The organism is Trinickia terrae (assembly GCF_005144415.1).
Lineage (GTDB): Bacteria > Pseudomonadota > Gammaproteobacteria > Burkholderiales > Burkholderiaceae > Trinickia_A > Trinickia_A terrae.
Map to the genome: position 1 here is coordinate 210,464 of NZ_SWJE01000003.1, position 23,052 is coordinate 233,515.

The window sequence follows — 23,052 nt, forward strand, 5'->3', positions numbered from 1 at the left end:
TGATCAATTGGTGGTTGGCGTTTCGCCGCTCTCGTCGAGCAGCGACCGCACGGCTTGCGCATTGGCGCGGGAAAGCTTGCCGCGGGCGTCTGCGCGCACGGCGCCGCGCAGGTCGTCAGTGTCGTAGAGGGCAATATGCATGCCGACCGGCTCCTCGCCGCGCGACGGGCGCCACAGGAAGCTCAAGGTCTCGATCATGCCGCGGCCGGCGAAGTGCCGGGTCTCCGACACGTCATATTGGATATTCGCGTTCAAGAGGTAGATCGCGACTTCCTTGGCGTTGTCGCAGAACATCTGCAGGTGCACGTCGGAGTGCTCGCCCGCTGTGCCGTTGAGCACCGCGCCCGTCAAGTAGGGGTTGAAGGCGGCAAGCCGCTCCATCCATTCGAGCGCGATTTCGCGCAGGCGGCGCAGCATCGCCGGCTGGCTTTCGCTCTGGAACAGCGATTGGTATTCGCGGATTTCCTCTTCGATCTGATCGTTGTCGGGCAGCCAATCGCCGGCGACGCGCACTTCCCCGACCACCTGCCGCGCCGCTTTGCGCTTGGCGGTCGAGTAGTCGAGACCATCCTCGGCGATCATCCGCGCGGCAGCGATCGCGATTTCTTCCCGCACCCGCTGCGGATCAAGATGAGATTTGCGAACCATCCAGCAATCATACAAGAGATTGATTACGCGCTTTGGCGGGCCAGGCCGGCGCGCTGGCCGCGCGGGACGGTCGGCGGCGCGCATTTTGGCCGGGGCCGTCGGTTACAATAGCGGCCTTTCCGTACGCTGCTCGCCACGCTTTTATGCATATCCATATTCTCGGCATCTGCGGCACGTTCATGGGCGGTCTGGCGGTGCTCGCACGCGGCGCGGGACACAAGGTGACCGGCTGCGACGCCGGCGTCTATCCGCCGATGAGCACCCAGCTCGAGGCGCAAGGCATCGAGCTCATCGAAGGCTACGGCGCCGAGCAGATCGATCTGAATCCCGATCTCTTCGTGATCGGCAACGTCGTGTCGCGCGGCAATCCGCTGATGGAGGCGATTCTCGATCGCGGGCTGCCGTATGTGTCCGGGCCGCAATGGCTCGGCGAGCATGTGCTCAACGGCAAATGGGTGCTCGCCGTGGCCGGCACGCACGGCAAGACGACCACGAGCTCGATGCTCGCCTGGCTGCTCGAGGATGCGGGCCTGAACCCGGGCTTCCTGATCGGCGGCGTGCCGCTCAATTTCGGCGTCTCGGCGAGGCTCACCGATTCGAGCTTCTTCGTGATCGAAGCCGACGAGTACGACACCGCGTTCTTCGACAAGCGCTCGAAGTTCGTCCATTACCGGCCGCGCACCGCGATCCTGAACAATCTCGAATTCGATCATGCCGATATCTTTCCTGATCTCGCCGCGATCGAAACCCAATTCCATCACCTCGTGCGCACGGTGCCCGGCGTCGGGCGGCTCGTCGTCAACGGGCGCGAGGACGCGCTCGAACGCGTGCTCTCGCGCGGCTGCTGGAGCGATGTCGAGCGCTTCGGCGTCGACGGCGGCTGGCAGGCACTGTCTGCGGCTGATGGCGTGCCTGTGGACGAGCAGTTCGCCGTCTATTGGCAGGGCGAGCGCGCGGGCGTCGTCGACTGGCAGGTGCAGGGCGAGCACAACCGCATGAACGCGCTCGCTGCGATCGCGGCGGCACGGCACGTCGGCGTGCCGCCGGCGCAGGCAGCCAAGGCGCTCGGCGCGTTCCGCAACGTGAAGCGGCGCATGGAGGTGCGCGGGAGCGTCGACGGTGTGACCGTCTACGACGACTTCGCTCATCACCCGACCGCGATCGAAACCACGATCGCCGGCCTGCGCGCGCGTATCGGCCGGGAAAACACGCGGATTCTCGCCGTGCTCGAGCCGCGCTCGAACACGATGAAGCTCGGCGTGATGAAGGCGCAGCTGCCGGGCAGCCTCGCCGATGCCGATCTCGTGTTCGGCTACGGCGCGCCGGCCGGCCGCGACGCGCTCGGCTGGAATCTCGCCGAAGCGCTCGCGCCGATCGGCGGCAAGGCGCAGGCGTTCGACGACCTCGACGCGCTCGTCAAGGCAGTCGCGGCGGCGGCTCGCCCGGGCGACCACGTGCTCGTGATGAGCAACGGCGGCTTCGGCGGCGTCCACCACAAGCTCCTGGATGCGCTCGACATGCGCGGGCGGAGCGCCGCGTGATTCTCTATCTGCACGGATTCCGTTCGTCGCCGAATTCGTTCAAGGCGCGCGTGCTCGCGGCGCGGATTGCAGAGCTGGGCAAGAGCGCCGAGTGGCGCTGCCCGATGCTGCCGGTGTCGCCGTTCGAGGCGATCGCGCTTGCCGAAGCGCAGGTGATGGCGGCCGGGGCCGCTGACGTGACTGTCATCGGCAGCTCGCTCGGCGGCTACTTCGCGACGCACCTCGCCGAGAAGCACGGCTGGCGCGCGGTGCTGCTCAATCCGGCGACGGTGCCGCAGCGCGACCTGTCTGCGTATCTCGGCGAGCAGCCGCTCTGGCACGGCGGCGGCAGCATCGTCGTCGAGCCGCATCACCTGGACGAATTGCGCGCGCTGGGTGTCGCCGCGATCACGCAGCCCGAACGCTATTATTTGATGGCCGCGACCGGCGACGAAGTGCTCGACTATCGCGAGATGCTGACGCACTACCCGGGCGTGCGGACGAAGCTGATCGAGGGCAGCGATCATGCGATCAGCGAGTTTGAGGATTATGTCGACGATGTTCTCGCCTTTTGCGGGATGAAGCTGCCGGCGCGGTCGTGATCGAAACGCCGGAGCATGCCGTGCCGGGTTCCTGTCGATGGAGGGCGGGCATGGCGCAGGCGAGCCGCGCGGCACACACCACATATATATACACATTGCAGGCGCCTGCATCGCGGCGCGTCTGCAATGGCAAGCCTGAACGAGAGTATTGAGTGAACGTTTTCTTTGAGGAATCGGGTAGTTTCAAGGCCGGCAGCGTGCTGTCGCGCCAGGGTGACGCGTTTCAAGTCGAGTTGCCGGGCGGCCGGCGCGCGAAGGTGCGCGCCAAGGACGTGCTGATCGAATTCGAAAAGCCCACCGCCGCCGAGTTGATGCAGCAGGCCGACGAGGCCGCCCAGCAGATCGATCTCGACTTCCTGTGGGAATGCGCGCCCGCCGACGAGTTCGCGTTCGCGACGCTCGCGAGCGACTATTACGGCGAGTCGTCCGGTCCGATCGAGCGCGCGGCGCTGGTGCTGCGCATGCACGGCTCGCCGGTCTACTTCCGCCGCAAGGGGCGCGGGCAATACCAGCGCGCGCCGGAAGAGCAGCTGAAGATGGCGCTCGCCTCGCTCGAGCGCAAGCGCCAGCAGGCGCTCGTGCAGGCCGAATACGAAGAGGAGTTGAAGGCGGGGCGCCTGCCGGCCGCGTTCGACGGCAAGGCACTGTCGCTGCTCACGAAGCCCGACAAAAACTCGATCGAATACAAGGCGCTCGAAGCGGCCGCCGCGGCGCGCGGGATTTCGACCGCGCGACTGATGCTCGAATGCGGCGGGGTCGCGTCGGCGCGCGCGCTGCACGAGGCGCGCTTTTTGGCCGAGTATTTCCCGCACGGCACGGGCTTTCCCGCCGTCACGCCCGGTGCGCTGCCCGACGATCTGCCGACGGCTGACGTCCAAGCGTTCTCGATCGACGACATCACCACGACCGAAATCGACGACGCATTCTCCGTCGAGCACTTGGCCGACGGCCGCGTGCGGATCGGCGTGCACATCGCGGCGCCGGCGCTCGGCATCGCGCGTGGCGACACGGTCGACGCGATCGCGCGCTCGCGCCTGTCCACCGTCTACATGCCGGGCGACAAGATCACGATGCTGCCCGACGAGGTCGTCGAGGCGTTCACGCTGAAGGAGGGCGGGCTGCGTCCAGCGTTGTCGCTCTACATCATCGTGAATCGCGCGACGCAGGAGATCGTCGCGAACGAGACGCGCGCCGAGCTCGTGTTCGTGAAGAGCAACCTGCGCCACAACACGCTCGACGCCCTCGTGACCGAAGAGACACTCGCCGAGGGCAGCGGCGACTATCCGCACAAGGACGACATCGCGGTGCTCTGGCCGCTCGCGCAGGCGCTCCACGAAAAGCGTCAGCAGGCGCGCGCGGGCTATGGCCTGAGGCGCGAGGTGCAGAGCAATACCGACTACAACTTCTACGTCGACGGCGAGCACGTGACGATCACGCCTCGCCGCCGCGGCTCGCCGCTCGACCTGATCGTCGCGGAGCTGGCGATCCTCGCGAACTCGACCTGGGGCGCATTCCTGCACGACCACGGCGTGCCGGGCATCTACCGGTCGCAGCGCACGTTCGCGGCCGCGGGCCCGAAGCGCACGCGGATGCAGACGACGGCCGCGCCGCACGAGGGGCTCGGCGTCGCGCAGTACGCTTGGAGCACCTCGCCGCTGCGCCGCTATGTCGACCTCGTCAATCAGTGGCAGCTGCTCGCGTGCGTCAATCATGGCGTGGCCGCGAAGCTCGTCGCGCCGTTCAAGCCGAAGGACGCCGATCTCTACGCCGTCGTGCAGGGCTTCGACGACACCTACAGCGCGTATGCCGACCATCAGCGCCGCATGGAGTACTTCTGGTGCTTGCGCTGGATCACGCAGGAAGGCAGGAAGCAGGTGGTGGCGTCGGTGGTGAAGGGCGATCTCGTGCGCCTCGATGAAGTGCCGCTGCTCCTGCACGTGCCGGCGCTCGGCGTGCACGCGCGCGGAACCAAGGTGATGCTCGAAGTGATGTCGGTGGATGAGCTGACGGTCGAGGCGTCGGTGCGCCCGATGCATGTGATCGATGCGCCGGCGGTGACGAGCGGCGCGGAGGCCGAAGAAGAGGAAGACGAGGCCGAGGAGCTGATCGACGTCGCCGATGAAAGCGCGGAAAGCGAAGCCGAAGCTCAGGTCGAGGCCGGCGCCGACGCCGAAGCGGCGGTTGACGCAGAGCAGGAAAGCGCTTCGGACGACAATGCCCCGGCCCACGGCTCGGATCTCGGCGCCAAGCCGGCCGCTCACGCCACGGAGTAACCGACGCCCATGAGCACGATCCCCACGCCGCGCGACTTGTACGCGGTCATCGGCAACCCGATTGCGCACAGCAAGTCGCCGTTCATCCATGCGCGCTTCGCCGAGCAGACGGGCGAGCCCGTCGAATACCGTCACCTGCTCGCGCCGCTCGACGGCTTCGCCGATCACGTGCGCGCGTTCATCGCCGAGGGCGGGCGCGGCCTGAACGTGACCGTGCCGTTCAAGCTGGAGGCGCACGCGCTTGCCGACACACTCTCGCCGCGCGCCTCGGCGGCCGGCGCGGTGAACACGCTGCGCTTCGACGCCGAAGGCATCTTTGGCGACAACACCGATGGTGTCGGCCTCGTGCGCGACATCGAAGCGAACCTCGGCGTGAGCCTGAAGGATGCGCGCGTGCTGCTGCTGGGCGCGGGCGGCGCGGCGCGCGGCGTCGTGCTGCCGATGCTCGACCGCGCGCCGCGCGCGCTCGCGATCGTGAACCGCACTGCGGCCAAAGCCGACGCGCTCGTGGAGCAGTTCGCCGCTGCGGCCGCTGCCGCTGGCTGTGAGCTGACGGGCGGCGGCGCGCAAGCGGTGGGCGCACACCCGTACGACGTGATCGTCAACGCGACGGCGGGCAGTCTCGATGCGTCGCTGCCCGAGTGCGACGACCGGGCGTTCGGCAGCGGCACGCTCGCGTACGACATGATGTACGGCGCCCAGCCGACCGTCTTCATGCGCCACGCTCAGGCGCTCGGTGCGCGCGCGTCGGACGGCCTCGGGATGCTGGTGGAGCAGGCGGCGGAATCGTTTTTCATCTGGCGCGGCGTGCGGCCCGACGGCGCGCCGGTGCTGGCGGCGCTGCGCGGCATGCTGTCCGCGGCGGCCAAGCGCTGATCGATGATGGTGCTTGCGAAAGCGTAGGCGACCATGGCCTTTCGACTGAGCGAACCCGGATCGGCGGAGATGACGAAAACGAAAAGCACGAGCCGTCCGGGGCTGGCCCGGTGGGTGGTCTACGCCGGAGCGGTGTTCGCGCTCGCGTGGTTCGCGACGCAGGCTTACTACTTCGCGCAGATCGGTGTCTGGAACTTCGTGAATCCGCGCTCGACGGCCTTCATGCGTTCGGACGCGTGGCGCCTGGCGCAGGACCGTCCCGATCTCGAGATCCAGCATACGTGGGTGCCGTACGAGCAGATTTCGCGGAATTTGAAGCGGGCGATCATCGCGTCGGAAGATGCCAACTTCGTGAACAACAACGGCTACGAGACCGACGCGATCCTGCAGGCCTGGGAGAAGAACAAGGCGCGCGGCAAGATCGTGGCGGGTGGCTCGACGATCACGCAGCAGTTGGCGCGCAATTTGTTTTTATCGCGGCAGAAGAGCTATATCCGCAAGGGGCAGGAGCTCATCATCACCTGGATGCTCGAGACGCTGATGGATAAAGAGCGCATCTTCGAGATTTATTTGAATTCGGTGGAGTGGGGCAATGGCGTTTATGGCGCGCAGGCTGCGGCCCAGTATTACTACAAGAGCTCCGCAAGCAAGCTGAGCGCGTGGCAGTCGGCCAGGATGGCGGTCATGCTGCCGCGGCCCAAGTATTTTGATGAGCATCGCGGGGCGCCTTATCTCTCGCAGCGGGCGGGTGTTATTGCGCGAAGGATGGGGGCGGCCGAATTGCCGCATTAACCGTTCGGCCTTTGGTTTCTTGCGCCTAGGTTTTCGTAAAAACTTTGATTTCGCGGCGGTCCGTATAGTCCGTCCCTCCCCGGGACCGGGGTCACTTTTGTCCTTGCCAAAAGTAACCAAAAGCGCGTCCTCGGCGGACGGCCTCGGCCGAAGCGCACTCAGTCCTGTTAGCTGTAGCGGTCTTTGGGTTCCAGCGTCTCCGCACGCCGAACCGCCGAAGCGCACGCGGCTCGTGGTCGCCCAGCTTCGAAACACATTGACGGCGTCGATTTGGCAGCGCTCCGATCCCTTCTTCGCCTTCCGGCCACATGGCCGAACGGATAGGTTGATCGGATAACTGATCACCCATACAGTGGTCCGGTGACTTTCACCCAACTCCACCGCTCACACAGGAGGCGCACGCACATTTGACGCCGTAAACGCAGCGCGGGCCGCAAGTGCTCGAACACTCACGACCCGCTGACCACCATCAACTCAAGACAGGAGTCGATCATGGCTGACGCCAATGTTACCTCACGTCCCGCTCTCTCCGAGCGCCGCGTCACGATTCAGCAATCCCGTCGCTGGCGGCCCTACTCGCCTCGGCCCCGTAATGGCCCGCCCCTCATGCTCTGGTTCAAGCTCTCCGGGCGATGGCTCGAGCACGCCGGTTTCAAACCCCGCCAGCAACTCAAGATCGAAGTCCAACAAGAACGGCTTGTGATCACGCCTGCGTGAGTGATCGCATCGGCAGCGAACCCGGCGAGGCCGGGTTCGTCTCCCTGCGGCTGTCCGGCGGAGGAGAATTTAATATGCCCTAGCGTCAAGGCAACAGAGCTTGTCAGATTTTGGGTATCCGCATTTCGTGGTTGATGTCGACAAACTCTGCTGTATTGCGGAAATTTGGGCGCTGACTGTGCGTTGCTCGACGGATCCATTTCGACCCCGAACCGGCCATCCGGAGAAACCGCCAGCGCACATTCAATCCGAAGGTCATGCGCGAATGAAGCAAACTCATGTCTATCAGCTGTGCGCATGCCGATAAACCCAGTCGCCTTCTCGATGCCTGCTTTTGGCTGTGGCAGCATTAGCCTGATAGGTACTCGAGCACTGCGGCGACCGCCGCGTTGCGCATTCGACGCGCTCTCACGTCTCCAACATAATTCGCCTCCTTAAGCTTCTCCTCTGTCGCATTTAAGACATCTCCCACAGTCTTCAGTCCAAGCTCAGCCAGCTTTTCCAGTTGCCACGCTGTCAAATCCAGTACGGTAGCTGGCCTATCCAGCTGGATGTTGAGCGCCAATGCGATGCCTTCGTTCGTAATTAGCGCTGCCTGATCCGTAAGTTTTTTATATGAAGGATGATTCGAACCATATTCTGTCATCCTCTTCGGGGTCAATTCTTTGGCAATCTCAAATGCCGAACTCGTCGGCGATACCTCAAGCGCAAAAAGACAGCCAAGATTAATCACATAGCGCTTTCCAATCTCTGCGCGGCTTGCTTTGATGCCCACCGCGTGCTCAATCACAATCCCGGTGTACGCGAGAACTCGCAAAGCCTCTTTGATGATTTCCGGTGCATCTCTATGAATCCAAAAAAATGCGGAAGTGGCCTTATCGGAAGAAAGGTATTGATCGTTTTTTAACTTGATGTCTGAGATAACCTGGGATTCGATAAATTCTCTACCCCAATCAATCAAAGCCTTGTGCCCCACATATTTTTCCGACAGAGTAGAGTGCTCCGCCCAAATCTCTGTCCTATAAAATTCCCTAATTGTCTCGTTCACCTGTTGAGAATTAACTTTCGGACACCGAGCAATCGTCTTCAGCAGCAGGCGCGGGTTACCAGTCGCCGCATATGCCAAGATTGCGAAATTCCTTCCATATTGGGCAATTTGAGCGAGAAGATTGCTATCTGCCTGTTTTTGAACGATTTCCCTCATATTCTCAACATAGTCGGGGGAGAGAATATCTCGGTCGATAGTGAGCATCGTTGCGTCGTGCACTGGCTGAAAAGTTTCGCCGAACGTTGTTACGCCCGGGTAGACCGCGGCATTGCAAGTAATGCAGTGTGAGCGCAGATCTCTAAACATTGTAAAGAACTGTCGCTGTTGTTCCGGCAAGAAAATATGCGCCGCCTCATCGAAAAGGAGGGCAAAACGGGAGATACTGAGCTCATCGCCCAGATCTTCTAACGCCTCCTTGAAGTCATCGATGGTGGGAAGACCGTCAGCGCTCACAGCGACCTGCGGCGTTTTCCACGACGCCTCATAGGCATCAGCGATTTCCTCGACCTTGGTTCGCCCAATCGTCGTTGCGATAGTTCCCCCGGCGAGCAACCCAATACTCTTTGGAACGCCGCCTAGCAGTCCAGCTTTTGTCAGGCCTCTCATCACCGACGAGCAAATTCTTGCCAACATCCAGTGTTTAAACTGGTCGGGATCGGACGACTGAAGTAAGGAACTCCTTACGAAACTAATATAGATTGGGAAGACACGATCTGTCTCGAATGTATCCATGAGTTCCTTTTGTGCCACCCGAAGCAGGAACGACTTGCCCACACCCCGGCTTCCTATCAGCACGGCAGGATTTCTATTCTTTAACGCATCAACGATTTGTCGGTCTTTCGATGTTTCGACGAAATAGTCAAGCACCTCGTCCGGCCGAATATCCTCGGTCCGAAAGAAAAAGTCCGCCATGGGTATCAGCCCCCCGATAGTTGCGAGAAAATTGCCTGAACTGGTGGCAAGTTTCCGAGAACATCCGTGATTATTGGTTCCATTCGGTCCGTTGCCTCTTTGGTAACGTAATTTAGATACCGAGCCGAGAAAGCGAAAATGATCGCCAACCGCATTGTGGCAGCCTTCTCATGCCAAGAAAAAAATGCCTTCTCTTGAAATGTGATGTCAGAAGGAAGCATTGAATGAGTACCAGCATTTCCGTGAACGAATTCTGAACACTCACGATATACAACTTCAGCGATCGCCAAATATTGTTTGGCGCTGTCTGAAAACTCCGGATTGAAGGCTCGAATGAAGTTTACGGAAAATACGCCGCTCTGGACATCTTTCAATGCATTCCAGTTAATATCTTTCGAATCCTTTACCCACATCCTGTAATCGATTTCGTGCGCGGAAAATTGCACGGTGGCAAGCATGAGTTCAAAAAAAAGCCTGAGCCCACCAAAGGCATGCCTATACTGGCCTGAAACCAATGCAAAAAGGGCGAACTGATATTCCTTTACTGCCGAATCGAGAACGGACGCCTCCGGCCGCTCCGCGATCGCCAATTTTATTGCGTCGTAATCGAGAAGGTAATTGTGGGACGTCGTCAACGCCTCACTCGCTCTATTCGAGTCGACCATTATTCCCAAGACGGAATCGGTGTTCCTTATAAGAGCGCGATAATGCTCGACTACATCCATAAGCCGTCCCTTGTCGTAAATCTGTATAGAGCCAGAACAACCAGAAATGATCTATGGTTGAATCGTGGGCCTGCTCAGTTGCGGCATATCCGCCATCGCTTCCGATTGTCGACGATTTAGAGGCAGATGTCGAATGGCCGGTCATGGTAGTTCTGCGACCCACTGATGGCTTTCTGTTTCCCGCCGATTTGCTGCGCCGCATACAAAATGGATAGGCTCCGCAACGATTCAGCGCCGGGGTCTGATTCTTAACCCGCCCCCCACACAGAATTACGGATACCTCCAGGCCACAAGCCTCAAAGTCTCGCGCACTGCGGTCCGAGCCTCGCGCATGAGCCGCAAAGCCTCGCGCGCCACGGTCCGAGCTTCGCACATGAGCCTCAAAGCCTCGCGCGCCGCGGTCCGAGCTTCGCGCATGAGCCTCAAAGCCTCGCGCGCCGCGGTCCGAGCTTCGCGCATGAGCCTCAAATCTTCGCGCGCCGCGGTCCGGGCCTCGCGCATGAACCTCAAACCCAACTGAACGGAAGGCCAGACCCAAGAGGGCGGATTTAGGTTTTGTGGCGCATGCGTCGCAGTACGAGCCTTTTCAGGCGCTTCCCGACCGCCGCCATGGGTTTGATTCGAAGCCGAGGCGACCACGAGCCGCGTGCGCTTCGGCGGTTCGGCGTGCGGAGACGCGGGAACCCAAAGACCGCTACGGCCAACAGGACTGAGTGCTAACGGGCCGAGGCCGTCCGCCCAGGACGCGCTTTTGGTTACTTTTGGCAAGGACAAAAGTGACCCCGGTCCCGGGGAGGGACGGACTATACGCACCGCCGCGAATTCAAAGTTTTCGCGAAAGCCTCAGCGAAAGCAACCAACCGCCGAAAGGCAAAAAAAGGCGCCCAAAAATCCCAAAATATGAATCATCAACTCAAATGTTGGAGATAACAAAAAACCCGCCCTACAATCCAGACCAACAAAGAGCCGCGGAACGCGGCCAACAGCCGACACGGAGACAACGCCAATGCCATCGATCGATTGCCAGGCCGGATCTGGCCCCTGCTCATATCCGCTGAAAGCTCAAGTCCAAGCCCAAGCCCTGCCCGCGCAGCGGACTTGACCGGATCGAGCGCCATGAACAAACCCTTGGCCCAGCACGCCGACGCGCTGCAGCAAGCCCAGCAGGCAACGCCAACGTCAAACGGCAAGCCCGCCGCGTCAGCGGCAACGCCCGCCGCCGTAGACGGCATCGCGCTGCCCAGCACGCTCCTCGACATCACGCCGCAGCAAGCCGGCACGCAGACGCTCCTGCGCGGCCTAGCGATCCTCGAAGCCGCCGCACTGGGTGCCCGCGACCTGCGCAGCTTCGGCGCCGCGCTCGGCACGACGCGCAGCACGACGCATCGGCTCGTGAGCAGCCTCGTCCAGGCGCGCTATCTGCGCCAGGTGCAGGGCGGCTATCTCCTCGGTCCGAAGCTGATCGAGCTCGGCACCATCGCGCTCGAGCAAATGCCGCTCACGGCTGTCGCACGCCCGCATCTCGAACGGCTCGCCGAAGCGACGCTCGACACGATTCACCTCGGCGTGCGCGACGGCGACGACGTGCTCTACATCGACAAGATCCCCGGCCAGCGCGGCCTCGAAATGCGCTCGCGCGTCGGGCACCGGATGCCGCTCGCATCGACCGGCATCGGCAAGGCGATGATGCTCGACCTCAAGCCCGACGCCTGGCAGTCGCTCTTCGACGCCTCGCGCCGCGCGCTCGCGTCGGTCAGCTTCAAGCCGGACAACCGTCCCGACGCGCCCACCTTCCTGCAGCGCATGGCGACCTACGCGGCCGGCGGCTTCACGCTCGATCTCGAGGAAAACGAAGCGTCGATCCGCTGCGTCGCCGCGCCGGTGCGCGATGCGTCGGGCGCGATCGTTGCCGCCGTGTCGGTCGCGAGCACGATTCCCTACATGCCGCTCGAACGGATGGACGAGCTCGTCCCGGTCGTGCAGCGCGAAGCGCGCGCGATCTCCGAGGAGCTCGGCTGGCGCGCGCCCCAGACTACCCGCAGGATCAAACGATGACAGAGCAGCGTTTAGCCACGACCTTCACCGTCGTCGATACAGCCTTGGAGCGCGCCGCGCTGATCGCGCTCGACTGGGGCACGACGTCGCTGCGCGCCTACCTGCTCGATGCGAGCGGCAATGTGCTCGCGACGTGCGCGTCGGCGGCCGGCATCATGAACCTGCCGCGCTCGGTGAGCGCGGGCGGCTTCGACGCCGCCTTCGAGGATGCGTGCGGCGTCTGGCTCGACCGCGCGCCGCGCGTGCCGGTGATCGCCGCGGGGATGGTCGGCAGCGCGCAGGGCTGGGCCGAAGTGCCCTACGTCGATGCGCCCGCCGATGCCGATACGCTCGCCGCGGGCATCGTGCGCGTCGGCACGGATCGCGGCGTCGCGCTTCATATCGTGCCCGGCGTGATCCAGCGCGGCGAGCTGCCGAACGTGATGCGCGGCGAGGAAACGCAGATCGTCGGCGCGCTCGCCGACGGCGCGGCGCTCGGCAACGGCAGCGCGAGCGCGCTGATCGGCCTGCCCGGCACGCACGCGAAGTGGGCCGTCGTGCGCGGCGGACGCATCGAGTGCTTCTACACGTTCATGACCGGCGAGGTCTTCGCCGCGCTGCGCGATCACACGATCCTCGGGCGCACGATGACCGAGCCCGCCGCGCCGAGCACGGAAGCGTTCCTGCGGGGCGTCGCGGTCGCGAAGCGCAACGACCATGCGGGCCTGCTCGCCACGATTTTCAGCACGCGCACGCTGGGCCTCACCGCGCAGCTTTCCGCCGATGAGCAGGCGGACTATCTGTCCGGCCTCCTGATCGGCCACGAGCTCTGCGGACTGGCCGCGGTGCACCCACAGTTCACGAGCGAACCGCTGCGGCTCATCGGCAACGAAGCGCTGTGCGATCGCTATCGCCTCGCGCTTGCGGAGCTCGGCTGCCTGCAGACGACGCTCGTCAAGGACGCGACCGAGCGCGGTCTGTGGCGGATCGCGACGCTGGCCGGGCTGGTCGGCGAAGCGCGCCAGGCCAGTCCGGCCAGCCCAGCCGGCATCGCGCAGCCGGCCGGCTGAGCGAAGCGGCCGCGCTGGCGCGAGCCGGCCGGACTAAACACCCAGGATTTCACGGAGTCGACATGCAACCGCCCATCAACCTGCCTGCACCGTATCAGCCGCACGCGGGCCTTGCCGCTGCCTTTGCCGCGTGCCCGCTGATCGCGATCCTGCGCGGCGTGACGCCCGCCGATGCCGCCGAGCACGGCCGCGTGCTCTATGAGGCGGGATTTCGTATCGTCGAAGTGCCGCTCAATTCGCCGCAGCCGTTCGAGAGCATCGCCGCGATCCGCGCAGCGCTGCCGCTCGACGCAATCGTCGGCGCGGGGACGGTGCTGCATCCGAGCTATGTCGACGAAGTGAAGCGCGCCGGCGGCGAGCTGATCGTGATGCCGCACAGCGATGCCGAGGTGGTGCTGGCCGCCAAGGCGCAGGGCCTCGCGTGCGCGCCCGGCGTCGCGACGCCGGGCGAGGCGTTCGCCGCGCTCAAGAACGGCGCCGACGTGTTGAAGATGTTCCCCGCCGAGCAGCTGGGCGCGCAGGTGGTGAAGGCGTGGCGCGCGGTGATCGCGTCGCAGGTGCCGCTCGTGCCGGTCGGCGGCATCGCGCCGGACAACATGGGGCCGTTCCTCGCAGCCGGGGCCGACGGCTTCGGCCTGGGATCGGCGCTCTACAAGCCGGGTCAGAGCGCGGCGACGACCGAGGGTCATGCGAAGGCGTTCATCGACGGCTTGCAGGCCGCGAAAGCGGGAGCGTGGGAATGAATCGTCTCGCGGACAAGGCCGCGCTGATCACCGGTGCCGGGCGCGGCATCGGCGCGGCGATCGCGCTGGCGTTCGCGAAGGAAGGCGCGTCGGTGGTGCTGGCCGAGCTCGATCTCGATGCGGCGCACCGCACGGCGAAGGAGATTGAGGCGGCCGTGCCCGGCGCGCGCGTACTCGCGGTGCAAACCGACGTGACGCAATCGGCCTCGGTCGCACATGCGGTGAGCACAGGCGAGCGCGCCTTCGGCCCGCTCGACGTGCTCGTGAACAACGCCGGCATCAACGTGTTCTGCGATCCGCTCACGATGACCGACGAGGACTGGCGCCGCTGCTTCGCGGTCGACCTCGACGGCGTCTGGAACGGCTGCCGCGCGGTGCTGCCGGGAATGGTCGAGCGCGGTCGCGGGAGCATCGTGAACATCGCCTCGACGCACGCGTTCAAGATCATCCCCGGGTGCTTCCCGTACCCGGTGGCGAAGCACGGCGTGATCGGCCTCACGCGCGCGCTCGGCATCGAATATGCGGCGCGCCAGGTGCGGGTCAACGCGATCGCGCCGGGCTACATCGAAACGCAGTTGACGCACGACTGGTGGAACGGCCAGCCCGACCCGGCCGCCGCGCGCCAGGCGACGCTCGATCTGCAGCCGATGCAGCGGATCGGCCGGCCCGACGAAGTCGCGATGACGGCGGTGTTTCTCGCTTCCGACGAAGCGCCGTTCATCAACGCAAGCTGTATCACGGTCGACGGCGGGCGCTCGGCGCTCTACCACGACTGATCAGGAATCTGAGCAGGAATCGGATGGCGCACCGGCCGCGTGCGTTATCCCGCAACTAGAACACGCGGCCGAACTTTTCCATGCAGACAGGAGACACCACTATGAAGCGCAGAATTTTCCTCACGCTCGCCGCGGCGGCCACGGCGGTGCTGTTCAACGCGCCTGTTGCGCAGGCAGCCGACCCCGTGAAGATCGGCTTTCTCGTCAAGCAGCCCGAAGAGCCCTGGTTCCAGGACGAGTGGAAATTCGCGGAAATCGCCGCCAAGGAAAAGGGCTTCACGCTCGTGAAGATCGGCGCGCCCTCAGGCGAGAAGGTGATGAGCGCGATCGACAACCTTGCCGCGCAGAAGGCGCAGGGCTTCATCATCTGCACGCCTGACGTGAAGCTCGGGCCGGGCATCGTCGCGAAGGCGAAGGCCGACGGGCTGAAGATGATGACCGTCGACGACCGTCTCGTCGACGGCTCGGGCAAGCCGATCGAGGCGGTGCCGCACATGGGCATTTCGGCCTACAACATCGGCAAGCAAGTGGGCGAAGGCCTCGCCGCCGAGATCAAGAAGCGCGGTTGGGACATGAAGGACGTGGGCGCGATCGACGTCACCTACGAGCAACTGCCGACCGCCCACGACCGCACGACCGGCGCGACCGACGGGCTCCTCGCCGCGGGCTTCCCGAAGGCGAACGTGATCGCCGCGCCGCAAGCGAAGACCGATACCGAGAACGCGTTCAACGCGGCCAACATCGCGCTCACCAAGAATCCGCAGTTCAAGCACTGGATCGCTTACGGCCTGAACGACGAAGCCGTGCTCGGCGCCGTGCGCGCCGCCGAAGGCCGCGGCTTCAAGGCGGACAACATGATCGGCATCGGCATCGGCGGCTCGGACTCGGCGTTGAACGAGTTCAAGAAGCCGCAGCCGACGGGCTTCTTCGGCACCGTCATCATCAGCCCGAAGCGCCACGGCGAAGAGACGTCGACCCTGATGTACGCGTGGATCACCGAAAGCAAGGAGCCGCCGAAGCTGACGCTGACGACCGGCATGCTCGCGACGCGCGACAACGTGGGTGAAGTGCGCGAGAAGATGGGCCTCGCATCGAAGTAAGCGATCGGCCTGAAAGACGGCCGGCTCGCGGCGCGTATGTGTGTGTCCGCCGTGAGCCGGCCCTAAGAGACAGTGCAATGGAGGCGATGTGTCAGCGACGCTGCGTTTTGACAATATCGGCAAGGTGTTTCCAGGCGTGCGCGCGCTTGACGGTGTGTCCTTCGAGGTCAACGTCGGGCAGGTGCACGGCCTGATGGGCGAGAACGGGGCGGGCAAGTCGACGCTCCTGAAGGTGCTCGGCGGCGAGTACCAGCCGGATTCCGGCCGCGTGATGATGGACGGCCGCGAGGTGCATTTCTCGAGCGCGGCCGCTTCGATCGCGGCGGGCATCGCGGTGATCCACCAGGAATTGCAATACGTGCCCGATCTCACCGTGGCCGAAAACCTGATGCTCGGGCGGCTGCCCAACACGTTCGGCTGGGTGAAGAAGCAGGACGCCAAGCGCTTCGTGCGCGAGCGGCTCGCCGCGATGGGTGTCGATCTCGACCCGAATGCGAAGCTGCGGCGGCTGTCGATCGCGCAGCGGCAGATGGTCGAGATCTGCAAGGCGCTGATGCGCAACGCGCGCGTGATCGCGCTCGACGAGCCGACGAGTTCGCTCTCGCACCGCGAGACCGAGGTGCTGTTCAAGCTCGTGCGCGACCTGCGCGCCGACAATCGCGCGCTCATCTATATCTCGCACCGCATGGACGAGATCTACGAGCTTTGCGACGCCTGCACGATCTTCCGCGACGGCCGCAAGGTCGCCTCGCATCCGACGCTCGAAGGCGTGAAGCGCGAGACGATCGTCGCCGAGATGGTCGGGCGCGAGATCTCCGACATCTACAACTACACGCCGCGCGAGCATGGCGCGGTGCGGCTGGCGGTACAGTCGGTCGAAGGCCACGGCCTGACCGCGCCCGCGAGCTTCGAGGTGCGCGCGGGCGAGATCGTCGGCTTTTTCGGGCTCGTCGGCGCGGGGCGCAGCGAGCTGATGCACCTCGTCTACGGCGCCGAGAAGAAGAAGGCCGGACAACTCACGCTCGACGGCCAGCCGATCACCGTGAAGAGCGCCGGCGAGGCGATCCGCCACGGAATCGTGCTGTGTCCCGAGGACCGCAAGGAAGAGGGGATCGTCGCGATTGCGTCGGTCGCCGAGAACATCAACATCAGCTGCCGGCGCCACTATCTGCGCGCCGGGCTCTTTCTCGACCGCAAGAAGGAAGCCGAGACCGCCGACCGTTTCATCCAGCTGCTGAAGATCAAGACGCCGCATCGCCGGCAGAAGATCCGCTTCCTCTCGGGCGGCAACCAGCAGAAGGCGATTCTGTCGCGCTGGCTCGCCGAGCCGGAGCTGAAGGTCGTGATTCTCGACGAGCCCACGCGCGGCATCGACGTCGGTGCGAAGCACGAGATTTACAACGTGATTTACCAGCTCGCGGAGCGCGGCTGCGCGGTCGTGATCGTGTCCTCCGAATTGCCGGAGGTGCTGGGCGTGTCGGATCGCATCGTCGTGATGCGCCAGGGGCGCATCTCCGGCGAGCTGCCGCGCAGCGAAGCGAACGAGCACGCGGTGCTGGGCCTCGCGCTGCCGCAGAGCTCGACGCCCGAGGCGGCCGCGCAGGCGGCGTGACGAATACATAGAACACGGTAGGAGCCATCAAATGCAAGCCAGAGAAAACCTAGTGCAGTCGGCCACCAAGAGCGCCGCCGACGCGCTGATCCCGCAAGCCAGCGACAAGCAGAAGTGGTGGCAGCAGGTCACCGAGTACAGCCTGATCCTGATCTTCGGGGTGATGTTCATCACGATGTCGCTGACGGTCGATCACTTCTTCTCGATCGAGAACATGCTCGGCCTCGCGCTGTCGATCTCGCAGATCGGCATGGTCGCGTGCACGATGATGTTCTGCCTCGCGTCGCGCGATTTCGACTTGTCGATCGGCTCGACGGTCGCGTTCGCGGGCGTGCTCTGCGCGATGGTGCTCAACGCCACCGACAACACCTTCATCGCGATCGCCGCGGCCGTCGCGGCGGGCGCCGTGATCGGCTTCGTGAACGGAGCGGTCATCGCCTACCTGCGCATCAACGCGCTGATCACCACGCTCGCGACCATGGAGATCGTGCGCGGCCTCGGCTTCATCGCCTCGCACGGGCAGGCGGTCGGGGTGTCGTCGGATACCTTCATCGCGCTCGGCAATCTCACGATGGGCGGCGTATCGCTGCCGATCTGGGTAACGCTCCTGTGCTTCGTCGCGTTTGGCGTGCTGCTCAACAAGACCGTCTACGGCCGCAACACGCTCGCCATCGGCGGCAATCCGGAAGCCTCGCGTCTCGCAGGGATCAACGTCGAGCGCACGCGCGTCTACATCTTCCTGATCCAGGGCGCGGTGACGGCGCTCGCGGGCGTGATCCTCGCCTCGCGCATCACCTCGGGGCAGCCGAATGCGGCTCAAGGCTTCGAGCTCAACGTGATCTCGGCGTGCGTGCTCGGCGGTGTGTCGCTGTTGGGCGGCCGCGCGACGATCTCGGGCGTCGTGATCGGCGTGCTGATCATGGGCACGGTCGAGAACGTGATGAACCTCTTGAACATCGATGCGTTCTACCAGTACCTCGTGCGCGGCGCGATCCTGCTCGCCGCGGTGCTGCTCGACCAGCTGAAGAACCGCGGCGCGCGCGATTGACGCGCATCGCTCACCCGCTCACAGATAGGAAGCTGCAACGATGACGTCCCCAGCCAATGCGGCCGGCGCCCAAGCGGGCCAGGCTTATGCGCGCTATCCGAGCCTTGTCGATCGCACGGTGCTGATCACGGGCGGCGCGACCGGGATCGGCGCGTCGTTCGTCGAGCACTTCGCGGCGCAGGGCGCGCGCGTGGCGTTCTTCGACATCGACGTGGCCGCGGGCGAGGCGCTCGCCGGCCAGCTCGGCGATTCGCGCCACGCGCCACGCTTTCTCGCCTGCGACCTGACCGACGTCGACGCCCTCAAGAAAGCGATCGCCGACGTGAAGCGCGCGCTCGGCCCGATCGCGGTGCTCGTCAACAACGCGGCGAACGACAAGCGTCACTCGATCGCCGAAGTCACGCCCGAGTTCTTCGACGCGGCCATCGCCGTCAACCTGCGGCACCAGTTCTTCGCGGCGCAGGCCGTCGCCGAGGACATGAAGCAGCACGGCGGCGGCTCGATCATCAATCTCGGCTCGATCAGCTGGCTGCTGAAGACCCCCAACATGCCCGTGTACCTGACGTCGAAGGCGGCGGTGCAGGGGCTCACGCATGCGCTCGCGCGCGACCTCGGCCCGTTCGGGATTCGCGTGAACACGCTGCTGCCGGGCTGGGTGCTGACGGAAAAGCAGCGGCGCTTGTGGCTCGACGACGAGGGCCGGCGCGCCTTGCAGGAAGGACAGTGCCTGCAAGGCGAACTGATGCCGGAAGACCTCGCGCGAATGGCGCTCTTTCTCGCCGCCGACGACAGCCGGATGGTGACCGCGCAGGATTTCATCGTCGATGCGGGATGGGCTTGAACATGGCTACGAATCAGGACGGCGCGGCGCTCGCCGTCGACGCGAAGTGCACGCTCGGCGAAGGCGCGACGTGGTGCGTGACGAGCGGGCAACTCTATTGGGTCGACATCGAAGGCGCCCGCCTGTGGCGCCATGACCCGGCGACGCGCGAGAGCCAGTCGTGGACGATGCCGGAGCGGCTCGCAACCTTCGCGCTGACCGCCGATCCGAACCGGCTGCTGCTTGGCCTCGCGACGCAGCTCGCGTTCTTCGACCTGACAACCGGTGCGGCGCAGCATATCGTCGGCGTGGAGCCGGGCCTGAACACGCGCGTCAACGACGGCCGCTGCGACCGCCAGGGGCGCTTCGTGTTCGGCACGAAGGACGAAGGCGAGCCGATCCGGGCGATTGGCGGCTTCTACCGGCTGAATCTCGACCTGTCGCTCGAACGGCTGCCGCTGCCGTCGCCCGCGATTTCGAACAGCATCGCGTTCAGCCCGGACGGCGCGACGATGTATTACTGCGATTCGCCCACGCGCGAAATCCGTGCCTGCGACTACTTCGCCGACGGCCGCATCGCCGGTGACCGCATCTTCGCGCGCCTGACCGACGCGGACGGCGAGCCCGACGGCTCGACCGTCGACGCCGGCGGCGGCCTGTGGAATGCCCAGTGGGGCGGCGCGCGCATCGTGCGCTACGACGCCGACGGTGTGGAAACCGAGCGCCTGAGCGTGGTGTCGAAGCAACCAAGCTGCGTGGCGCTAGGCGGCGCGCAGCTCGATACGTTGTACATTACGACAGCGCGGATCGGGCTCGACGAGTCCGCGCTGTCGCAAGACGCGCATGCCGGCGGCGTTTATGCCGCACGCGTTGCGCGGCGCGGTTTGCCGGAGCCGCTGTTCCTCGGTGAGCCGCGCACTTGAAAACGTTTCGAAGCAGTATCAACCGAGGCCGCGGACCTCGCGTTTCACACGCCGTATGCAGCATGCATCACGACAATTCCAGAGGCGGCCCTGCTGGTCCTAGCCGCCCGACATCGCCTCAAGTCATTCGGTCTGCACGACGACGATCTACGCCTCTCGATGGAGCGAACCATGACCGCTGCGAATGTTGATGCCATACCCGTTTCTCCTTCCGAATCGCGCCGCGCCAAGCTGGCGGGACTGACTCAGCCACCCGTGCGCCCCGGGCCGAGCACCGCGGTCGTCGCGCGCGGCGCGGCGGCTTCGGCCAACGCTGAGCTCGTCACGCTCGCCAACGCGGACTTGCGGCTCGACCTCGCGCCGGGGCTCGGCGGCGCAATCGCGCGCTTCGACTGGCGCGGCGACGGCGGGGTGCTGACGCCGATCTTCCGCCGCTGCGAAACCGTGCGCGCGAACACCGATCCGAACGAGCTTGCCTGCTATCCGCTCCTGCCGTACTCGAACCGGATCGGCGGCGGACGCTTCCGCTTTGCGGATCGTGAGGTGCAGGTGCCGCCCAACCGCGCGACGGAAGCGTGCCCGATTCACGGCGACGGCTGGCTCTCCCACTGGCAGCTCGCGCAAAGCGACGACACGAGCGCGCGGCTCACGCTCGACCGCAGCCGCGGCAAGCCCTATGCGTATCGCGCGGTGCAGAAATTCGTGCTCGAAGGCTCGACGCTCGCCGTCACGCTCGAGATCGAGAATGCGGGGCGCGAGCGGCTGCCGTTCGGCCTCGGGCTGCATCCGTTCCTGGTCCGCGACGAGGACACCGAACTGTCCGCCGGCGCGGCCGGCCTCTGGCTTCCCGGCGACGACTGGCTGCCGGTGCGCCACGTCCCGGCGCCACCCGCGTGGCAATTCGGCGTTGCATATCCGTTGCCCGCGGCGATGGTGAACCACGCGTTCACGGGCTGGAGCGGCTATGCGTCGGTCGTGTGGCCGAAGCGCCGGCTGTCGCTGACGATCGCGGCGAACACCGAGTATTACGTGCTGTACACGCCGCCCGGCGAGGACTTTTTCTGCTTCGAGCCAGTCGACCATCCGATCAACGCGCTGAACCTGCCGGGCGGCGCCGCCGCGAACGGTATGACCGAGCTGGCGCCGGGCAAGCGGCTTGTGAGGCAGTTCAGCTTCACGGTCGAGCGCATGGGCGTGCGGGCGAGCGCCGACGGGCGCCGGCCGAAGCGGCGCGGGCAGGGCGAGTGAGGGGCGGGCCAGGGGCCGTGTTTCGCGCGAGTCGGCGCGGTTAAAATACGGCCTCTTCCGTCATTACCGGCCGGCAGCGCCATTTCTCCATGTCTTCCACACCTTCCTTCATCGAAACGCTCACCGGCGCCTGGCAGCGCACGAACTCGCTGCTGTGCGTCGGCCTCGATCCCGAGCCGGTCAAGTTCCCGGGCGCGCTGGCGAACCGTCCCGAGGCGATTTTCGAATTCTGCCGGGCGATCGTCGATGCGACGGCGCCCTACGCGAGCGCGTTCAAGCCGCAAATCGCCTACTTCGCCGCGCATCGCGCGGAGGATCAGCTCGAAGCGCTGATCGCGCACATCCACGAGCGGCACCCCGGCTTGCCGGTGATTCTCGATGCGAAGCGCGGCGACATCGGCAGCACCGCCGAGCAATACGCGCGCGAAGCGTTCGAGCGCTATCGCGCCGACGCCGTGACGGTGAACCCCTACATGGGCTTCGACTCGATCGAGCCGTATCTGGCGCATGCGGGCAAGGGCGTGATCGTGCTGTGCCGGACCTCGAACCCGGGCGGCTCGGATCTGCAGTTCCTCGAGACGGGCGGCCGTCCTCTGTATCAGGTGGTCGCGCAGCTCGCAGCCGAAAAATGGAACGCGAGCGGCCAGCTTGGGCTCGTGGTCGGCGCGACCTTTCCGAAGGAGATCGAGATCGTGCGGCAGATTACCGGCGACATGCCGCTTCTGATTCCCGGCATCGGCGCGCAGGGTGGCGACGTCGAGGCGACGGTGCGCGCGGGCCGCACGGCCGCGGGCGCGGGGATGATGATCAACTCGTCGCGCGCGATTCTCTATGCGGGCAAGGGCGATGATTTCGCGGCGGTTGCCGCGCGCGCTGCTCAGGAGACGCGCGACAAGATCAACGCGTACCTCTAAGGCGCGCTGGAAAAGCAAAATGCCGCGCGGGTCGTGTAACCCGCGCGGCATTTCCTTTGTGGCGCAGCGCAGTTCGCCACGCCGTCAGGCGACGATTGCACTCGTTGCCGGCATGCCTCTTAGGGCTCAACGCTCCTTTTCATCCAGCAGCTTGAGCAGCCCGCGCAGCGCATGCGTCGCGGCCTGCACGCGAATCTGCTCGCGGTCGCCCTTGAACACGACCGTTTCGACCTCCGTATGCAGGCGGTTGCTCCACCCGAACACGACCATGCCCACGGGCTTCTCCTTTGTACCGCCGCCCGGCCCGGCGACGCCCGTGATCGCCAGCGACACCTGCGCACGGCTGTTGCGCAGCGCGCCTTCGGCCATCGCGCGCGCGACCGGCTCGCTGACGGCGCCGTGCTTGTCGAGCATGTCGGTGGGCACGCCGATCATCTCGTGCTTGGCCTGGTTGGAATAGGTGACGAAGCCGCGCTCGAACCAACCGCTGCTGCCGGAGATATCGGTGATCGCGGTCGCCACCATGCCGCCGGTGCACGATTCGGCGGTGGCGAGCGTCAGGCGTTCGTCGCGCAGCTTGTTGCCTGCGCGAATGGCGAGTTGATGGACGACGGAATCGGTTGGCATTGCAAAGTCCGGATGGCGTGATGC

The 23,052-nt window shown here is 64.9% G+C and carries 21 protein-coding genes; 17 read left to right on the forward strand and 4 right to left on the reverse strand.

The window, feature by feature from the left end; genetic code table 11:
• Positions 1–3: 3 nt before the first annotated feature.
• Positions 4–648 (reverse strand): UDP-N-acetylmuramate--alanine ligase, encoded by a 645-nt coding sequence (locus tag FAZ69_RS06220; protein ID WP_136893075.1) that lies wholly within the window; start codon positions 646–648, stop codon positions 4–6.
• Between the two features lie 143 nt (positions 649–791).
• Between FAZ69_RS06220 and mpl the strand changes: the two genes are divergently transcribed.
• The 6 genes from mpl (at position 792) to FAZ69_RS06250 (ending at position 7,428) form a co-directional block, all read left to right on the forward strand.
• Positions 792–2,189: a UDP-N-acetylmuramate:L-alanyl-gamma-D-glutamyl-meso-diaminopimelate ligase gene (gene mpl / locus FAZ69_RS06225; RefSeq protein ID WP_136893076.1), complete on the forward strand. Its 1,398-nt coding sequence runs from the start codon at positions 792–794 to the stop codon at positions 2,187–2,189.
• Positions 2,186–2,770: a YqiA/YcfP family alpha/beta fold hydrolase gene (locus tag FAZ69_RS06230; RefSeq protein ID WP_136893077.1), complete on the forward strand. Its 585-nt coding sequence runs from the start codon at positions 2,186–2,188 to the stop codon at positions 2,768–2,770. Before mpl ends, FAZ69_RS06230 begins: the two co-directional genes overlap by 4 nt.
• 152 nt (positions 2,771–2,922) lie before the next feature.
• Positions 2,923–5,043: a ribonuclease catalytic domain-containing protein gene (locus tag FAZ69_RS06235; protein ID WP_136893078.1), complete on the forward strand. Its 2,121-nt coding sequence runs from the start codon at positions 2,923–2,925 to the stop codon at positions 5,041–5,043.
• A gap of 9 nt (positions 5,044–5,052) precedes the next feature.
• Positions 5,053–5,919 carry a shikimate dehydrogenase gene (gene aroE / locus FAZ69_RS06240; RefSeq protein WP_136893079.1) on the forward strand — a complete coding sequence of 289 codons (867 nt, stop codon included), beginning with the start codon at positions 5,053–5,055 and terminating at the stop codon, positions 5,917–5,919.
• A gap of 69 nt (positions 5,920–5,988) precedes the next feature.
• Positions 5,989–6,711: a monofunctional biosynthetic peptidoglycan transglycosylase gene (gene mtgA / locus FAZ69_RS06245; RefSeq protein WP_136893080.1), complete on the forward strand. Its 723-nt coding sequence runs from the start codon at positions 5,989–5,991 to the stop codon at positions 6,709–6,711.
• A 492-nt stretch (positions 6,712–7,203) separates the two neighbouring features.
• Positions 7,204–7,428, forward strand: a complete 225-nt coding sequence (locus tag FAZ69_RS06250; RefSeq protein WP_136893351.1) for a SymE family type I addiction module toxin — start codon at positions 7,204–7,206, stop codon at positions 7,426–7,428.
• A 349-nt stretch (positions 7,429–7,777) separates the two neighbouring features.
• On the opposite strand, the gene FAZ69_RS06255 is transcribed toward FAZ69_RS06250, so the two are convergent.
• Complete coding sequence (locus FAZ69_RS06255) at positions 7,778–9,388, reverse strand: ORC-CDC6 family AAA ATPase (protein WP_136893081.1); 1,611 nt, start codon at positions 9,386–9,388, stop codon at positions 7,778–7,780.
• Positions 9,389–9,393: 5 nt separating this feature from the next.
• Positions 9,394–10,023: a hypothetical protein gene (locus tag FAZ69_RS06260; RefSeq protein ID WP_136893082.1), complete on the reverse strand. Its 630-nt coding sequence runs from the start codon at positions 10,021–10,023 to the stop codon at positions 9,394–9,396.
• Positions 10,024–11,229: 1,206 nt separating this feature from the next.
• On the opposite strand from FAZ69_RS06260, the gene FAZ69_RS06265 reads away from it, so the two are divergent.
• The 11 genes from FAZ69_RS06265 to pyrF all read left to right on the forward strand — a co-directional run bounded on the left by FAZ69_RS06265 (position 11,230) and on the right by pyrF (position 22,401).
• On the forward strand, positions 11,230–12,168 hold the full coding sequence (locus FAZ69_RS06265; protein WP_136893083.1) for an IclR family transcriptional regulator: 939 nt from the start codon (positions 11,230–11,232) through the stop codon (positions 12,166–12,168).
• The gene (locus FAZ69_RS06270; RefSeq protein ID WP_136893084.1) at positions 12,165–13,217 is read left to right on the forward strand and encodes a 2-dehydro-3-deoxygalactonokinase; all 1,053 of its coding nucleotides are present in this window, start codon (positions 12,165–12,167) and stop codon (positions 13,215–13,217) included. The genes FAZ69_RS06265 and FAZ69_RS06270 overlap by 4 nt, the downstream gene beginning before the upstream one ends.
• A 62-nt stretch (positions 13,218–13,279) precedes the next feature.
• Entirely contained in the window at positions 13,280–13,960 is a 681-nt protein-coding gene (locus FAZ69_RS06275) for a 2-dehydro-3-deoxy-6-phosphogalactonate aldolase (RefSeq protein WP_136893085.1), read from the forward strand.
• Positions 13,957–14,736: an SDR family oxidoreductase gene (locus FAZ69_RS06280; RefSeq protein ID WP_136893086.1), complete on the forward strand. Its 780-nt coding sequence runs from the start codon at positions 13,957–13,959 to the stop codon at positions 14,734–14,736. Before FAZ69_RS06275 ends, FAZ69_RS06280 begins: the two co-directional genes overlap by 4 nt.
• A gap of 101 nt (positions 14,737–14,837) precedes the next feature.
• Entirely contained in the window at positions 14,838–15,836 is a 999-nt protein-coding gene (locus FAZ69_RS06285) for an arabinose ABC transporter substrate-binding protein (RefSeq protein ID WP_136893087.1), read from the forward strand.
• Positions 15,837–15,924: 88 nt separating this feature from the next.
• Positions 15,925–17,448 (forward strand): L-arabinose ABC transporter ATP-binding protein AraG, encoded by a 1,524-nt coding sequence (araG, locus tag FAZ69_RS06290; RefSeq protein WP_136893088.1) that lies wholly within the window; start codon positions 15,925–15,927, stop codon positions 17,446–17,448.
• 31 nt (positions 17,449–17,479) lie between these two features.
• On the forward strand, positions 17,480–18,496 hold the full coding sequence (gene araH / locus FAZ69_RS06295) for an L-arabinose ABC transporter permease AraH (RefSeq protein WP_136893089.1): 1,017 nt from the start codon (positions 17,480–17,482) through the stop codon (positions 18,494–18,496).
• A 40-nt stretch (positions 18,497–18,536) separates the two neighbouring features.
• A complete protein-coding gene (locus FAZ69_RS06300; RefSeq protein WP_136893090.1) occupies positions 18,537–19,337 on the forward strand; it encodes an SDR family NAD(P)-dependent oxidoreductase in 801 nt (266 codons plus the stop codon).
• A gap of 2 nt (positions 19,338–19,339) precedes the next feature.
• The gene (locus FAZ69_RS06305; protein ID WP_136893091.1) at positions 19,340–20,239 is read left to right on the forward strand and encodes an SMP-30/gluconolactonase/LRE family protein; all 900 of its coding nucleotides are present in this window, start codon (positions 19,340–19,342) and stop codon (positions 20,237–20,239) included.
• Positions 20,240–20,410: 171 nt separating this feature from the next.
• Positions 20,411–21,487, forward strand: a complete 1,077-nt coding sequence (locus FAZ69_RS06310) for an aldose 1-epimerase (RefSeq protein ID WP_136893092.1) — start codon at positions 20,411–20,413, stop codon at positions 21,485–21,487.
• Between the two features lie 89 nt (positions 21,488–21,576).
• Entirely contained in the window at positions 21,577–22,401 is an 825-nt protein-coding gene (pyrF, locus tag FAZ69_RS06315; RefSeq protein WP_136893093.1) for an orotidine-5'-phosphate decarboxylase, read from the forward strand.
• Positions 22,402–22,527: 126 nt separating this feature from the next.
• Here the strand turns inward: pyrF and FAZ69_RS06320 are convergent, their stop codons facing one another.
• Entirely contained in the window at positions 22,528–23,028 is a 501-nt protein-coding gene (locus FAZ69_RS06320) for a CinA family protein (protein ID WP_136893094.1), read from the reverse strand.
• Positions 23,029–23,052: the final 24 nt, after the last annotated feature.

Coding starts and splice junctions, on each gene's coding strand:
- FAZ69_RS06220 (WP_136893075.1), bottom strand. CDS start 648: ATGGTTCGCAAATCTCATCTTGATCCGCAGCGGGTGCGGGAAGAAATC.
- mpl (WP_136893076.1), top strand. CDS start 792: ATGCATATCCATATTCTCGGCATCTGCGGCACGTTCATGGGCGGTCTG.
- aroE (WP_136893079.1), top strand. CDS start 5,053: ATGAGCACGATCCCCACGCCGCGCGACTTGTACGCGGTCATCGGCAAC.
- mtgA (WP_136893080.1), top strand. CDS start 5,989: ATGACGAAAACGAAAAGCACGAGCCGTCCGGGGCTGGCCCGGTGGGTG.
- FAZ69_RS06250 (WP_136893351.1), top strand. CDS start 7,204: ATGGCTGACGCCAATGTTACCTCACGTCCCGCTCTCTCCGAGCGCCGC.
- FAZ69_RS06255 (WP_136893081.1), bottom strand. CDS start 9,388: ATGGCGGACTTTTTCTTTCGGACCGAGGATATTCGGCCGGACGAGGTG.
- FAZ69_RS06265 (WP_136893083.1), top strand. CDS start 11,230: ATGAACAAACCCTTGGCCCAGCACGCCGACGCGCTGCAGCAAGCCCAG.
- FAZ69_RS06270 (WP_136893084.1), top strand. CDS start 12,165: ATGACAGAGCAGCGTTTAGCCACGACCTTCACCGTCGTCGATACAGCC.
- FAZ69_RS06275 (WP_136893085.1), top strand. CDS start 13,280: ATGCAACCGCCCATCAACCTGCCTGCACCGTATCAGCCGCACGCGGGC.
- FAZ69_RS06280 (WP_136893086.1), top strand. CDS start 13,957: ATGAATCGTCTCGCGGACAAGGCCGCGCTGATCACCGGTGCCGGGCGC.
- FAZ69_RS06285 (WP_136893087.1), top strand. CDS start 14,838: ATGAAGCGCAGAATTTTCCTCACGCTCGCCGCGGCGGCCACGGCGGTG.
- araH (WP_136893089.1), top strand. CDS start 17,480: ATGCAAGCCAGAGAAAACCTAGTGCAGTCGGCCACCAAGAGCGCCGCC.
- FAZ69_RS06300 (WP_136893090.1), top strand. CDS start 18,537: ATGACGTCCCCAGCCAATGCGGCCGGCGCCCAAGCGGGCCAGGCTTAT.
- FAZ69_RS06305 (WP_136893091.1), top strand. CDS start 19,340: ATGGCTACGAATCAGGACGGCGCGGCGCTCGCCGTCGACGCGAAGTGC.
- FAZ69_RS06310 (WP_136893092.1), top strand. CDS start 20,411: ATGACCGCTGCGAATGTTGATGCCATACCCGTTTCTCCTTCCGAATCG.
- pyrF (WP_136893093.1), top strand. CDS start 21,577: ATGTCTTCCACACCTTCCTTCATCGAAACGCTCACCGGCGCCTGGCAG.
- FAZ69_RS06320 (WP_136893094.1), bottom strand. CDS start 23,028: ATGCCAACCGATTCCGTCGTCCATCAACTCGCCATTCGCGCAGGCAAC.